Consider the following 13,852-nt stretch of genomic DNA (forward strand, 5'->3'; position numbering starts at 1 on the left):
CCGCGCCCTTGACGCGGCTCAGGCCTGGCGGCGCGTGCCCCGGGCGGCCAGGCGGCTGCGGACTTCGCGCAGATCGTCCTCGGTGTCGAGGTCGATGAGCACGCCGGGATCGTCCACTTCCACGGCCTGGGCTGGATAGCGGGCGATCAGGCGCCGCGCGCCGGTGTCGCCGCGCAGGCGGCTCAGCTCGGAATACAGCTCGGCGCCGAAAGCCACCGGGTGGCCGCGGCGGCCGGCATGCTGGGCATAGGCGATGGGCAGGTGCTCCAGCCCGGCGGCGACCGCGGCCAGGGTGTCGGGCCGCACCAAGGGCATGTCGCCGGGCAGCACCAGCCAGCCGCGCGCATGCGGGCGAGCCATCACCCCGGCGGCGATGGAGTCGCCCATGCCGGGCAGAGGCTCGCCCTCGACGGGCGGCTCGGGCGCCCGGGTGGCTTGGGCGGGCAGGCTCAGCAAGGCCTCGGGCGCGATGCGGCCGGCCAGCAGGGGCCGCAGGTCGGGCCGCAGCACCACCAGCAGCTCCAGGCCGCTGGCCTGCGCCGCCTGCACCGTGGCCTGCAAGACGCTGCCGACCTCGCCGAGCGGCTGGGCCAGCTTGTGGCCCAGGCCCTGGAAGCGGCTGCCCTGCCCGGCCGCCAGCACGACGACCACGGGGCGCCGCGGCGCGCCCGGGCTTGCGGGATGTGCATTCATGCCCGCCCCTTCCCTGCGCCCTGCCGCAGCGGGGGCTGCGGGGGCGTCCGGGGCGATGCTTGATTTGTTGTCGGAACCATACCAGCATCAGACCGAAAAGTCGGCCGATGCGCATCGGGGCCGGTCCTGTGCAGGCTTTCCCTCGGGAACTTTGCAGCCGGCCCGATCTGTGCCATCGTGGCACGGACCGGGCCGCCCCGGCGCTCAGGCCAGGCTGGCAAAGGGCAGCTCGCGCAGGCGCTTGCCGCTCAGCACGGCCAAGGCATTGGCCACGGCCGGTGCGATGGGCGGCGTGCCCGGCTCGCCCAGGCCGGTGGGTGGCGCGTCGCTGGGCACGAAGTGCGCGTCGATCGGCGGCACATCGCTCAAGCGCGGCGGCGGGTAGTCGCTGAACTGGGTCTGCTCGACCCGGCCGTCCTTGAGCGTGATCGCCACGCCCGGCAGGGTCATGGCCAGGCCATAGACCATGCCGCCCTCGATCTGCGCCCGCGCCGCCAGCGGGTTGACGATCGTGTTGGCATGCACGCCCGCGGTGACGCGGTGCAGCTTGGGCCGGCCCTCGACCAGTGAGGCCTCGACCACATAGGCCACGACCGAGCCGAAGCTCTCGTGCACCGCCACGCCCCAGGCCTGGCCGGCGGGCAGCTTGCGCTGGCCGTAGCCGCTTTGCTTGACGGCCAGCTCCAGCGCCGCCACGTGGCGGGCCAGGCGCGCCGGCTCGGGCGCGGCCCGCCAGCGCGCCAGGCGCCAGGCCACCGGATCCTGGCCCGCGGCATGGGCCAGCTCGTCGGCCAGGGTCTCCATCACATAGGCGGTGTGGGTGTGGCCGACCGAACGCCACCAGAGCACCGGGATGGGCAGCTCGGGGTGGGTCACCCGCAGCCGCATCGGCAGGCCGTAGAGGTTCTCGACGACGCCTTCGGTCATGGTGTGGTCGATGCCGTTCTTGACCAGCACCGGCTCGAAGGGCGTGCCCGTGACCAGGGACTGGCCGACGATGACATGGTCCCAGGCCAGCGGGCGGCCCTGGGCATCGAGCGCGATGTCCACCCGGTGCAGGTGCATCGGCCGGTAGTAGCCGCCCTGCACATCGTCCTCGCGGCTCCACATCACCTTGACCGGGCCGGGCTTGGCGCCCGGCTGGGCCAGCCAGGCCTTGGCCAGGGCCGCGGCCTCGCGCAGGTAATCGGAGCTTGGCACCGCGCGGCGGCCGAAGCCGCCGCCCGCGGGCATGGTGTTGAGCGTCACGTTCTCGGGCTTGAGGCCGAGGGTCTGGGCGATGGCGCCCTGGTCGATGGTCTGGAACTGGCTGCCCGCCCAGACCGTGGCCTTGCCCTGGGCCAGTTCGCTCAGATCGAAGGTCGCGTTCAGCGGCTCCATCGGCGTGTGGGCCAGGTAGGGGAAGCGGAAGCTGGCCTGGATCGACCGGGCTGCGCCGCGGGCGGCGGACACGTCATGCGCCCGGGCGGTCAGCTTGGGCGCACGGGCTTCTTCCTCGAAGCGGGCAAAAAGGCCGGCGGTGGACAGGCCGGCCGCCGGGCCGTCCTTCCAGCTCACCTTCAGCGCGTCGCGGGCCTGCTTGGCCGCCCAGTAGCCGGTGGCGACGATGGCCACGCCGCTGCCGCCGCGGTCGGTCGGCGTCTCGAACACGGCCAGCACGCCGGGGATGGCGCGGGCCGCCGTCGCATCCAGGCTGGCCACCTTGCCGCCGAAGGTCGGCGCGTGTTGCAGCAGCGCGGTCTTCATGTCCGGCAGGCGCAGGTCCATGCCGTAGACCTTCTCGCCGCGGGCCGTCAGCGCAGCATCCAGGCGGCCCTTGGGCTGGCCGATGATGCGGAAGTCGGCGGCCTGCTTCAGCGTCACCTGGGCCGGCAGCGGTTGCTTGGCGGCGGCCTCGGCCAGGCTGGCATAGCTGGCGCGGCGCGTGCCGGCGATCACCTGGCCGGCCTCGGTGCGGCAGGCCGACACCGGCACGCCCCACTGCGCGGCCGCGGCCTGCACCAGCACGGCCCGCGCGGTGGCGCCGATCTGGCGGTAATGCGGCCAACTGTGGGCGATGGCGGTCGAGCCGCCGGTCATCTGGATGCCGAAGTTCGGATCCTTGTAGGCCGCGCCCGCCGGCGCCAGGCTGGCGCGGACCTGCGACCAGTCCAGATCCATCTCCTCGGCCAGCAGCATGGGCAGCGCGGTCAGCGCGCCCTGGCCGAAATCCAGCCGGTTCACGCGGATCTCCACCGTGTTGTCCGGCCGGATCTGCACGAAGGCGCTGGGCTGGGGCAGCGGCTTGGGCGCTGCGGCGGCAGGCTCGGCGGCCTCGGCCTGCGGCGGCGCGCCAAAGCCGATCAGCAGGCCGCCGCCGGCAGCCACCGAAAGTTGCAGCCAGGCACGGCGGCTCAGGCCGGATTCGGCCGGCGCGGCGGATGCGGCCGACGAGGCCGATGCGGCACTCAGGCGATCGAAAGCAGCCATCTCAAGCCCCCTTCTTCTGGCTGGCCAGCGTCTTCGCCGCCGCATGGATGGCCGCGCGGATGCGCGGGTAGGTGCCGCAGCGGCAGACATTGCCGGCCATGGCCGCGTCGATCTCGGCATCGCTGGGCTGGGGGTTGGCGGCCAGCAGCGCCGTCGCGCCCATGATCTGGCCGCTCTGGCAGTAGCCGCACTGGGCCACATCGTGCGCAATCCAGGCCGCGCGAACGGCCGCCCCGGCGGCAGCGGCCGGGCCCTGCTCGCCCACCGCCTCGATGGTCGTGACCGCCTGCGCACCCACCGCGGCAATCGGCAGCACGCAAGACCGGGTGGCCTGGCCGTCGACATGCACCGTGCAGGCCCCGCAAGCCGCGATGCCGCAGCCGAACTTGCTGCCGCACAGGCCCAGCTCGTCGCGCAGCACCCAGAGCAGGGGGGTGGAAGGGTCCGACTGCACCGGCGTGGGCCGGCCGTTGAGGTTCAGGGTCGTCGTGGGCATCGCGGCTCCGTGCGGCTTGGGGTGTCGGTGGGGCGGGAAAGAACAGCGCAAGCTTTCCGTCAGCCGGCCGATGGTCGCGCCTCCCGGCCCTTGCCGGGCATCCCCGGGACAAACCCCGACGCCAACCCAGGGTTCATCCCAGGTCACAGACAAAGCCCCTGCGAGCGTGTACGCCAAGCGCCCGCGCCCTCCCCACGGACAGGGCCGGCGACCCGCTCCTAAACTGGGTGCATGACTTCTCTTGCCGACCTGCGCAAAAGCTACGAACGGGCCACCTTCGACGAAGCCGAAGCCGCCGAAGCCCCGCTCGCCCAGTTCCAGACCTGGCTGCAACAAGCCATCGACGGCGGCGTGCCCGAGCCCACCGCCATGACCCTGGCCACCGTCGGCCCCGAGGGCCGGCCCTCCACCCGCGTCGTGCTGCTCAAGGGCTGCGATGCCCGCGGCCTCATCTGGTACACCAACTACGCCAGCCGCAAGGGCCGCGAACTGGCCGCCCACCCCTGGGCCGCCCTGCAGTTCCACTGGGTCGAGCTGGAACGGGTGGTGCGCATCGAAGGCCGCGTCGAACGCCTGCCCGAGGCCGAGTCGGACGCCTACTACGCCTCCCGCCCGCTCGATTCCCGCCTGGGCGCCTGGGCCTCGCCGCAAAGCGAAGTCATCCCCGGCCGCGCCGTGCTCGTCACCCAGGCCGCCGAAGCCGCCCTGCGCCACGGCCTGAACCCGCCCCGCCCGCCGCACTGGGGCGGCTTCGTCCTGCACCCCGAAGCCTGGGAGTTCTGGCAAGGCCGCAAGAGCCGCCTGCACGACCGCATCCGCTACCGGCCGACCGATCCGGCGCGGGTGGAGGGGGGGTGGGTGAGGGAGCGGTTGGCGCCGTGAGGGGCGCGCGGCGGCTTGGCGGCGATGCGGTATTGGCCGGGTACCGAAACGCTTCACAAGTCCCTCAGCTCTCGCTGCCAAGCTGCCTTGTCACGTTGACCATACTGACTCAGCCATACCTGTATTGATCCGGCGGAACCTGCCCAGGTCAGGCCGCCGCCGCCCCATCCCGCGGGGGACCCTTCGGCGGAATAGCGCCCTGCTGATAGGTCGCATCGAACACCGTGTCCGTCAGCCAGCGCTTGAAATTGGGGTTGTCGCTGAACTGCTTGAACAGCTCCGTGTGGTCGGACAGCAGCTCCAGCACCACGCGGTTGAGCGCCTTGTCGTGCTCCAACTTGGCGTTTTGCTTGTCGGAGTTCGCCTGCGCGTTCTGGTAGGCCTTGTCCTGCGCCACCCGCGCCGGGATTTCCTCGGCGATGACCTTGCGGATCTTGTCCTCGTCCTTCCACTCGATGTTGCCGAAGAGGTCGTTGAAGGTCTGGATGATTGCCGAGAGCTTGTCGATGTCTGGCTCGCCCTTGCCGCCACCACCGCCCGGCGGCACTGGCTCGACGGTAGCGTCGGCATCGTCCATCGCCATCTTCAGCGCTGCTTTGGCCTCCACCCGGTAGCTGTCCATGTCGATGGTCTCCAGCACCCCCTTGGAGAGGTCTTCCTCCTTGGGCGCGGGCAACTTGGGGATGAGGAAGTTTAGGAAGATCGACAGCTTCTCCCAGGTCGGGTGACCGTAACTCAGGATCGCGGCGAGGAAACCGTAGCTGCGCACGAAGGCCTTCGCCTTCCCCTTGAACTTGACCTGATCGTCCTCGCCCAGCTGGTCGGTGTATTCGACCACGCACGCATCGAGGATCGGATCGAGTTTGTCCCGGTCTGCGCCGCTCAAGTAAAGCGCCACCAAGTCTTCCACCTGCTGCCAGCTATACACCTGCTGCCCGTCGAGTTCCGCCTTCAGGTCGTGCAGCTTGTTGGCGTCGGTTTCGCCGGTCTGGATGGTGGCGCGGTAGTAGTCCTGGAACGCCGCCTTCACCGCCTCGGCGTTGTTGGCGAAGTCGAGCACGAAGGTGTCGTACTTCTGTGGATGCGCTCGGTTCAGGCGTGACAGGGTCTGCACCGCCAGCACGCCCGCCAGCGGCTTGTCCACGTACATCGTGTGCAGCAAAGGTTCGTCAAAGCCGGTGACGAACTTGTTGGCGACGATCAGCAAGCGATACGGGTCTTGCTTGAGATTGGCCGGAATGTCCTTGCTCGGAAACCCGTTGAGATCGGCCTCGGTCTTCTTCTGGCCGCCAATCTCGAAGTCGCCCGAGTACGCCACGATGGCCTTGTACGGGCTTTTGATCTGCGTGAGGTAGTCCGACACCTCACGCCAGTAGTCGATGGCCCGCGCGATGCCGTTGCACACGATCATCGCCCGCGCCTTGCCACCGATCTTCTGTTTGCCCGCCACCTGCGCGATGAAGTGATCGACCATGATCTCGGCCTTGCGGCGGATGGCCTTGTCGTGCGATTCGACGTAGTGGCGGATTTTCTTCAGCGCCTTCACCTTGTCGAATTCCGGGTCGTCCGCCACCGTCTTGGCCACTTGGTAGAAGCTGTCGTAGGTGGTGTAGTTCTCCACTACGTCGAGGATGAACTTCTCCTGGATGGCCTGCTTGGTGGTGTAGGTCAGTTCTTCGGGCGAGCGGAACTGCACCTTGTCGCCGACCAGGGTTTTCTCGCCGAACAACTCCAGCGTCTTGTTCTTGGGCGTGGCAGTGAACGCGAAGTAGCTGGCGTTGGCCAGAAGCTTGCGCGCGGCGATGCGCTTCTCGATTTCGGCATTGATCGCATCCTGCGTGCTGTCCTCCTCGAACTCCTCCTCGGCCGCCTTGCCGCCAAGGGCTTCGTGCATCCGCGCCGCGATCTTGCCGCCTTGGCTGGAATGCGCTTCGTCGATCAACAGCGCGAAGCTCTTGCCGGAGAGGTCGCCCAGCTCATCGAGGATGAACGGGAATTTCTGCACCGTGGTGACGATGATTTTCTTGCCCCGGCGCAGGTACTCACGCAGCTCCTGCGCGTTGTCGGAGTGGCCGAAGATCGCCGCCACGTGGTCGTAACCCTTGATGGTGCGGGCAATCTGTGTGTCCAGCGCGCGCCGGTCGGTGATGACGATGATGGAGTCGAACTGCGCCGTCATCGGGTCGTCCTTGCGGCGCAGCTCCACCAACTGGTGCGCCAGCCAGGCAATCGTGTTGCTCTTGCCGCTGCCTGCCGAATGCTGGATCAGATAGCGCTTGCCCACCCCATCGGTATGGGCACGGCGCAGCAGCGCACGCACCGTGCGTAACTGATGGAAGCGCGGGAAGATCTGCTTGCGCTTCTTGCGTTTCTTGCCGCTGGCGTCTGCTTCTTCCTCCTCCACCACCTGCGCGTAACTCTCGATGATATTGGCCAGCGACTCGCGGGTCAGCACCTGCTTCCACAGGTAATCGGTCTTCAGACCATCCGGGTTGGGCGGGTTGCCCGCGCCGCTGTTCCAGCCCTGGTTGAACGGCAGGAACCAAGAGGCTTTGCCCTTCAACTCAGTGCAGAACGCGGCTTCCGCGTCATCAACCGCGACGTGCGCCACGCAATGGCCCAACTGGAACAGCAGTTCCTGCGGGCTGCGCGTGGTCTGGTACTGGACGATGGCGTCGGCCAGGGTCTGCTTGGTCAGCGAGTTCTTCAACTCAAACGTCAGCACCGGCAGACCGTTGACGAAGATCGCCAAGTCCAGTTCATTGCCGGAATCGTTGCTGTATCGCACCTGCCGGGTGACGCTGAAGATGTTCTTGCCGAAGGCGTCCGCTGCGGCGACATTGCCCGGCGTGGGCAGCAGCTTGTAGAGATCGACGTGTACCGGCCCGTGGCTCACGCCCTTGCGCAGCACGTCCACCACGCCACGCTTGGTGATTTCGCCTTGCAGGCGGTGCAGAAACTGGGTGCGCTTGATGCCATCCGCCGCCAGTTCTAGCGTGTCCACCGCCTTGGGCTGGGTGACCTGCAAGAAGGCCAGCAACTGCGCCACATCCAACGCCACGTCGCGGTTGTAGTCGGTGGGCTTGCCCTGAACGTAGCCGTTGTGAGTGGCGGCGAAGTCCGTGGAGGCCAGATCATGGTTGTACTCGGGCTGCGGCACACCGGTCAGGCCGCGCACCACGCGCGCCTCGAACCAACGTTCGCTGGTGTCAGAGTGCTTCATGCATCACCTCCCTTCGCTTTTCCGGCCGCGGGCGCGGCCTCTCCGCTGGACATCGAAGGGGCGGGCACTCTTGGTGCTGTGGCTGCCGCAAGGGCTTTGCTTGCCAAGTCTTTGATCTGTTCGGCAAACCCAGGCACCGCCCGCATGGCCTGTTTCACCGCATTCGACGATGCGAGTTCATGCCAAGGGCTGCCGTGGCTGTCGGTTTCCACCAATCGAAGCGGCAGTTCATCCAGCCTTGTCAGCGCAGACGACAGGAGTTTTGCCTCCATGTCCTTGTCGAATCTCGCTGCTTCGCGACGGAAACCCTCGTAGGCCCTGGAAATCGAGGCCTTGAAGGCATAGTCCTCCGCAAGCCGGAACCTCTGCCCGATCTGCTTTGTAGACAGCCACGCAAACCAAACCGGAGCGCCGACCGACAGCACAGAAAGCAGCAGGTTGAGGAGCACCACGGATGTCGCGACGTTGGGAGTCTTGAATAGCTCCGCCAATGAGTGCAGTTGCGCAGAGCCGAAGTAACTCCCAGCCGCCAGTGCCGCGACCAAACCTGCAACCCAAAACCACATGGACTTAGACAAGGTGCTTGAGCGTTCGCTGAAAGCCGCTGCCAGCCCGACACTGGTAGCCGCCGAGTACGCGGTCTCGCAGCGATCCATAACTGCCTTGGCGTCGTCTGCAATCTTCTTCAATTGCGTGTCGAGTTCTCCTGCGCCCTCTCTGATCCGCAGCACGTCACCTTGATCTCGCGTAGCGTCTTTGACGAGATCAGTGATCTTCTGCCGTGCCTCGGCCAAAGTCTCTAGGTCTGTAGGCAACTGGTCGGCCGCGTGATACGCCTGCTCGATCCGTTCCACCATGGTGCTGAGTTCTGCCGCGCGAGGATCAAGGCCATTCAGGCGCGACTCCATGCCTCGCAGTTGTTGGGTCAGCCGTTTCAGCTTAGACGCCGCCTCGGCGCGATCATCTCGGGTCAAGACGGGATCAAGCGCCTTTTTTAGACCTTGGAGTGTGAACAGATATGCGGATACGGCTTGTGCAGCGTTCCCTCCCCACAACTGGCCGACGGTGTTTTGTTGAAGAAACTGGAGGCGACGCACGTAGTCCTGGAGGCGTGCGTCATGCTCGCCCAAATCGTCGCAACCCTGATCTTCAATCAGGTCAACAATCTTCTCGGCTTCTTCGATCAGCTCTGCGCGAGTAAGCCCCGGAAAGCTCCAGTTTCCATGTGCGTTCCCGAAGGGCTCATCGTTAGGAACAGAGGCCTTTACTTGAGCGACGACCTCCACCAAACGCGCTTGGATCGTTTTCAGCGTCTTGTGCATGTTATTGCCTCCCTCTGGCCAGCGCGGGGCTTTGCCGTTCGATTGAGGTGTGCTTATTCTTCGCCATCGTTATCCTCCCCTTCGGTTTCGATTTCTTCATCGCCAGCCAGTGCTGCTAAGTCCTCTTCGGCCACAACATCATCCGGGCTGGGCTGCCAGCCCTGCACGTCCACTTGGCCGGTGACCACATCGGCAATCAGGCGGTCGCGGTATTCGCGGATCAGCTTGATTTCTTCTTCGGTGCGGGCGATGGCGTCGTCAAATATCCGGCATTCGCTCTTGATCCAGGCACAAATGAGCTTCTGCTCCTCCAAAGGGGGAAGAAACATCGGAAGTGCCTTGACCTTGGCAGCGTTTAGATTGGCTTGTGTGCTTGTGCTCGCAAGATTCTTGATGTGACGTTCCAAGCTGCGGAGCCAAAAGAACAAGAACTCGGCCTCCAGCAGATTGCTTTTCGGCTCAAGCCCGAGAATCGCTTGATTGATTGCAGAGTCGATCCCAAGAATGGCAGCTTTACCGATGCTGGCATACATCGTGTATAGCACTGCTCCAGCAGGAACAACGGCCAATCGCTTCGATTCCAAACCGGCTTGAGTCAGTCGTTTGGTCGAGTTAGCCACGCGATCAGCCCTGGTCACATCTGCGATCAATAGCCACGGAATTCCATCGCTGCTGTCAGACCAGTAGCCATCAACTCCGGTGTCTGGTGTCCCACCGGCATGAATCCGTGAAACGCAATACTTCAAGCGAGATGCATCCCAGTGCTCCGGCATCTCCCCCAGCCATTCGATGCCGGACGGCTTCAACGCTACCGATGAATCAAGGCCACGCGTGACGGCATGGTCGATGATGCGCAGCTTTTGTTCGGTGAGCCGCTTGATCAGCTCCCGCTTGGCCTTGATGAAGCGGGCGATGTGCGCGTCCTGCGCGCGCAGGTAGGCGACGATCTGGTCTTGCTCGGGGCGCGGGGGCACGAGCGAGGGCATCTGCTTAAAGGATTCCCAATACAGACGGTTGCGATCCGCCACGATGCCGCGCGAGAACTTGTTGACCTCCTGCATGTACGCTGACGTGCGGAACAAGTAGCTGTAGTAGCTGCTGTTGGCTTCGTCGTAGGGTTTCACCACGACGTAGGCCGGGCTGACCAGCCCGTCAACGGGAGCGGGGCCGACCGCGCCTTGCCACATCCGCATCATATTGTAGGCAATGTCGCCTTTGGCTGCGCGTTTGTACTTCTCCTTCTGGCTCATCACCTGCTTGCGCTTTAGGTTTTCCATGTCACGCACACGCACGCATGTACGCAGCGACACTTCCAGAATGGGGAGATCGGGGAAGCCCGTTTCGACGCGATGACCGAAAAGGCGACCATTGCGCAGCACCTGCCAACCCTCTGGCAGCCGAGGAACCCAGGGCAATCCGGATGCACGATAGTTTGGGTACGCGCTCGCCACCGCCATTACGCGCCCCCCACGATCTTGTGCAGCAACCCTTCGCTCTGGCGCTCCAGCGCGAGGATGTCGGCGCGGATTTCTGCTAGCGTGCGCAGCGGCGCGGGCTTGTAGAAATAGCGGGCAAACGAAATCTCGTAGCCGATCTGGGTCTTGTCCGTGGCGATCCAGGCGTCCGGTGCGTGCGGCAACACCTCACGGGCGAAGAAGGCGTCGATCCCGCCCGGTTCCTTCAACGGCACCTGCTCCGTGTCGCGCAGCTCGCTGTCGGGTTCGTACTCGACCATGAAGCGATCCTTGCCCGTGATCTCCTGGTACGCGCCATCGAAGCCGGGCTCGAAGTGTTCCCCTGCCTTGAGCTTGCTGCGCTTGGCGATAACCGGCGGCGCGGTTTCTTCGCGCCAGCTCACCGCCTTGTAGATGGCCTTCTTCTCCGGCGCGCCGAGCTTGTCACTCTGTGCCTTGAGCGTCGCATCGAAGCGGGAGCGGAATTCATTGTGGTCGTCGAACACGGCGCTGCCCAGCGCCTGCTGCGCCCGCTTCGCCACCTCCATCAGCCCCTTGTCGCGCTGCCAAGTCGAAGCATCGAGCAGCTTCTTGCGGCGCTTGGCGGGCACGGCCTTACGGGCAGCGGGGGCTTCGCCGTCATCGCCGCTGTCGCTGTCTTCGCTGTCGTCGTCTTCGTTCTCGTCCTCGCCCTTCAGCCACGCCTCGATGGTCGGCTTGCGCTTGGCGAACTCGGTGTAGAGCGTCTCACCGTGGGTGGCGTAGATCTCGGCTCGCAGCGCCTCGTCGCCGGTGGCAAACCGCAGGGGCTCGATGCGTTCGTCGGAAAGCTGGCTTTTCAGGCGCAGCGGGCGCTCGACGGTGATCTTCCAGTAGCCGAAATCCTGGGTGTCGAACCATTTCGACTCGGCGGTTTTCTGCGCCTCGCCGAGGTAGAGGTCAAGGATTCGCTGGATGTCTCCATCCGAGAGTTCGCAGTTTTTCTTGCCGAGGTTGCGGCGCAGCGGTTGGGACCAACCGCTGGCGTCGATCAACTGCACCTTGCCACGGCGAGCTTCGGCCTTCTTGTTGGCCAGCACCCAGATGTAGGTGGCAATGCCGGTGTTGTAGAAGATATTGAGCGGCAGGGCGATGATGGCTTCGAGCCAGTCATTTTCCAGCACCCAGCGACGAATGTTGCTCTCGCCCTGGCCCGCGTCGCCGGTGAACAGTGCGGAGCCGTTGTGCACCAGCGCAATACGGCTACCCAGCGCCGTGTTGTGCTTCATCTTCTGCAGCTTGTTCACCTGGAACATGAGCTGCCCATCGCTGGAGCGGGTCAGGAGCTTGAATTCAGCATTGCCCCCGTGACTGACGATGAAGCGCGGGTCGTTGAATTCCTTCTTGCCGCCCATGCGCTCCAAATCGGTCTTCCAACTCTTGCCGTAGGGCGGGTTGGAGATCATGAAGTCGAACTCACGGCTGCGGAACTGGTCGGCAGACAAAGTGGATTTGTCCGCGCCGCCCACAATGTTCTCGGCCTCTTCGCCTTCACCTTTCAAAAGCAGGTCGGCCTTGCAGATGGCGTAGGTTTCGTCGCTGATCTCCTGCCCGAACAGGTGGATCGACACTTCCTTGCCGTGCTGCTCAGCCAGTTCGTGCAGTGCCTCCTCAGCTACCGTGAGCATGCCGCCGGTACCGCAGGAGCCGTCGTAGAGGGAGTAAGTGCTTGACTCGATGCGGTCCGCCACCGGCAGAAATAACAACTTGGCCATGAGCTGTACCACGTCGCGCGGGGTGAAGTGCTCGCCTGCCTCTTCGTTATTGTCTTCGTTGAAGCGGCGAATCAGCTCCTCGAACACCGTACCCATGCCGTGGTTGTCCAACGCGGGCAGCTTGATGCGGCCGTCGGCATCCTTCACCGGCAACGGCGCAAGATTGACCTCGGGGTCGAGGAAGTCGTCGATCAAGTAACCAAGGACGTGGGAATCCACCAGCTTCTGGATCTGGTTGCGGAAGTTGAACTTGGTGAGGATTTCCTGCACATTGGGCGAAAAGCCGTCTAAATACGCAATGAAGTCATCGCGCAAGCGCTGCCCTGCTGCGCTGGCCTTGAGCTTGGCCAGCGTGAATTCCGAGACGTTGTAGAAGGCTTGGCCTGCCGCCATGCGCAGCGCGCCGTCCTGCTCGGCCACCTTGTGGCTGTCCAGGAACTTCTTGCGCTCGAGCACCGCGTCTTTCGTCGCTTCGAGTACGGCATCGAGCCGCCGCAGCACGGTGAAGGGCAGGATCACGTCGCGGTACTTGCCGCGCACGTAAACGTCGCGCAGGCGGTCGTCAGCGATGTTCCAGATGAAGTCGGAAATCCACTTGATCTGGCTTTGGTCTTGTTGTTGCTTCTTCTGCATCGATACGTTCCTCAGCTCGCCGCCGTGCCTTTGGAGACGGCGATATTCCAATGGACCTTGAAGATGCCCATAACGCGTTCCCGAAAGCTTATCTGACAGATCACCTGTTCAAGAAACCCGACCAAACCCCAGAAAAATCAACTGAAAGCTGGCGGTGATGTTGGATGGCCAGCAGATACACCGTCGCATTGGCATCCACGGCCGTGTAGAGCATCAGGTAGTCGCTGTGCAGGTACTCACGCAGGGCGCTTGCTGCACCGGCCGGCAGCGCGGCGAGTTGGGCCAGAGCCTCCGCAGACTGCGGCGGGTTGTCCAAGTAGCGCCGGCCGATGCGGGGGAACCGGGCCAGGTTGGGAAAGACCGTGGCGCGCAGGTCGGCCAGCAGGTCGTCGAAGGCAAAGGCCACGTCGGCTTCGGTCAGGAACGCCTCGATGGCGTTCAGCCGATCCAGGAAGCTGGCGGTCAATTCGACCCGATACAGATTCTCAGCCACGCTTCTTGGCGGCCTTGCCAATGGACGAGCCTGCGCGGCGCTGCTGAATCTGGGCGATGGCGGCATCGGCCCCCACAGTACGGCCGGCCTCAATGTCGGCCAAGCCGCGCCGGGCATCGTCGATCAGCAGCAGGTGGATGCGCTCGCGCTCCAGCCGGTGGTAGTAATCCAGCCGATCCGCGTCGATGAGGGCGACGTAACTCTCGCCGTTCTTGGTGATGATCTTCTCGGCGCCGGCCTTGGCTTGGTCGGCCAGTTCGGAAAGATTGGCGCGCGCCTGGGTGAAGGGCACCACGTCTCTGGCTGAAAAGCCCATGGCCGGCTCCTTGGCTGAGTGGATGAACAGGATTCTGTGCAGTCTACCGGGGGCCGCCAGCCGAGCGAAACACGGCGGGGGCCGCCCCGCCGTGTCCTCCCCGGAGGCCCAAGCCAC

10 protein-coding genes are annotated in these 13,852 nt (G+C 64.9%); 1 reads left to right on the forward strand and 9 read right to left on the reverse strand.

Annotated features, from left to right (window positions below):
• Positions 1 to 18 precede the first annotated feature (18 nt).
• The 3 genes from JI742_RS09315 to JI742_RS09325 all read right to left on the reverse strand — a co-directional run bounded on the left by JI742_RS09315 (position 19) and on the right by JI742_RS09325 (position 3,658).
• Positions 19 to 693: a nucleotidyltransferase family protein gene (locus JI742_RS09315; protein ID WP_201825846.1), complete on the reverse strand. Its 675-nt coding sequence runs from the start codon at positions 691 to 693 to the stop codon at positions 19 to 21.
• A gap of 204 nt (positions 694 to 897) precedes the next feature.
• Positions 898 to 3,162, reverse strand: a complete 2,265-nt coding sequence (locus tag JI742_RS09320; protein ID WP_201825848.1) for a xanthine dehydrogenase family protein molybdopterin-binding subunit — start codon at positions 3,160 to 3,162, stop codon at positions 898 to 900.
• A gap of 1 nt (position 3,163) precedes the next feature.
• Positions 3,164 to 3,658: a (2Fe-2S)-binding protein gene (locus JI742_RS09325; protein WP_201825850.1), complete on the reverse strand. Its 495-nt coding sequence runs from the start codon at positions 3,656 to 3,658 to the stop codon at positions 3,164 to 3,166.
• A gap of 231 nt (positions 3,659 to 3,889) precedes the next feature.
• On the opposite strand from JI742_RS09325, the gene pdxH reads away from it, so the two are divergent.
• A complete protein-coding gene (gene pdxH, locus JI742_RS09330; RefSeq protein WP_201825852.1) occupies positions 3,890 to 4,540 on the forward strand; it encodes a pyridoxamine 5'-phosphate oxidase in 651 nt (216 codons plus the stop codon).
• Between the two features lie 148 nt (positions 4,541 to 4,688).
• Here the strand turns inward: pdxH and JI742_RS09335 are convergent, their stop codons facing one another.
• The 6 genes from JI742_RS09335 to JI742_RS09360 all read right to left on the reverse strand — a co-directional run bounded on the left by JI742_RS09335 (position 4,689) and on the right by JI742_RS09360 (position 13,735).
• Complete coding sequence (locus tag JI742_RS09335; RefSeq protein ID WP_201825854.1) at positions 4,689 to 7,763, reverse strand: type I restriction endonuclease subunit R; 3,075 nt, start codon at positions 7,761 to 7,763, stop codon at positions 4,689 to 4,691.
• Positions 7,760 to 9,085: a hypothetical protein gene (locus JI742_RS09340; protein ID WP_201825856.1), complete on the reverse strand. Its 1,326-nt coding sequence runs from the start codon at positions 9,083 to 9,085 to the stop codon at positions 7,760 to 7,762. The genes JI742_RS09335 and JI742_RS09340 overlap by 4 nt, the downstream gene beginning before the upstream one ends.
• A 53-nt stretch (positions 9,086 to 9,138) precedes the next feature.
• A complete protein-coding gene (locus tag JI742_RS09345; protein ID WP_201825858.1) occupies positions 9,139 to 10,464 on the reverse strand; it encodes a restriction endonuclease subunit S in 1,326 nt (441 codons plus the stop codon).
• 77 nt (positions 10,465 to 10,541) lie between these two features.
• Positions 10,542 to 12,926, reverse strand: coding sequence for a type I restriction-modification system subunit M (locus JI742_RS09350; protein WP_201825860.1), 2,385 nt, complete (start codon positions 12,924 to 12,926; stop codon positions 10,542 to 10,544).
• 100 nt (positions 12,927 to 13,026) lie between these two features.
• On the reverse strand, positions 13,027 to 13,419 hold the full coding sequence (locus JI742_RS09355; protein ID WP_201825862.1) for a type II toxin-antitoxin system RelE/ParE family toxin: 393 nt from the start codon (positions 13,417 to 13,419) through the stop codon (positions 13,027 to 13,029).
• The gene (locus tag JI742_RS09360) at positions 13,412 to 13,735 is read right to left on the reverse strand and encodes a type II toxin-antitoxin system Phd/YefM family antitoxin (protein WP_201825865.1); all 324 of its coding nucleotides are present in this window, start codon (positions 13,733 to 13,735) and stop codon (positions 13,412 to 13,414) included. Before JI742_RS09360 ends, JI742_RS09355 begins: the two co-directional genes overlap by 8 nt.
• Between the last annotated feature and the right edge of the window lie 117 nt (positions 13,736 to 13,852).

This window comes from Piscinibacter lacus (assembly GCF_016735685.1).
Taxonomy (GTDB): Bacteria; Pseudomonadota; Gammaproteobacteria; order Burkholderiales; family Burkholderiaceae_C; genus Aquariibacter; species Aquariibacter lacus.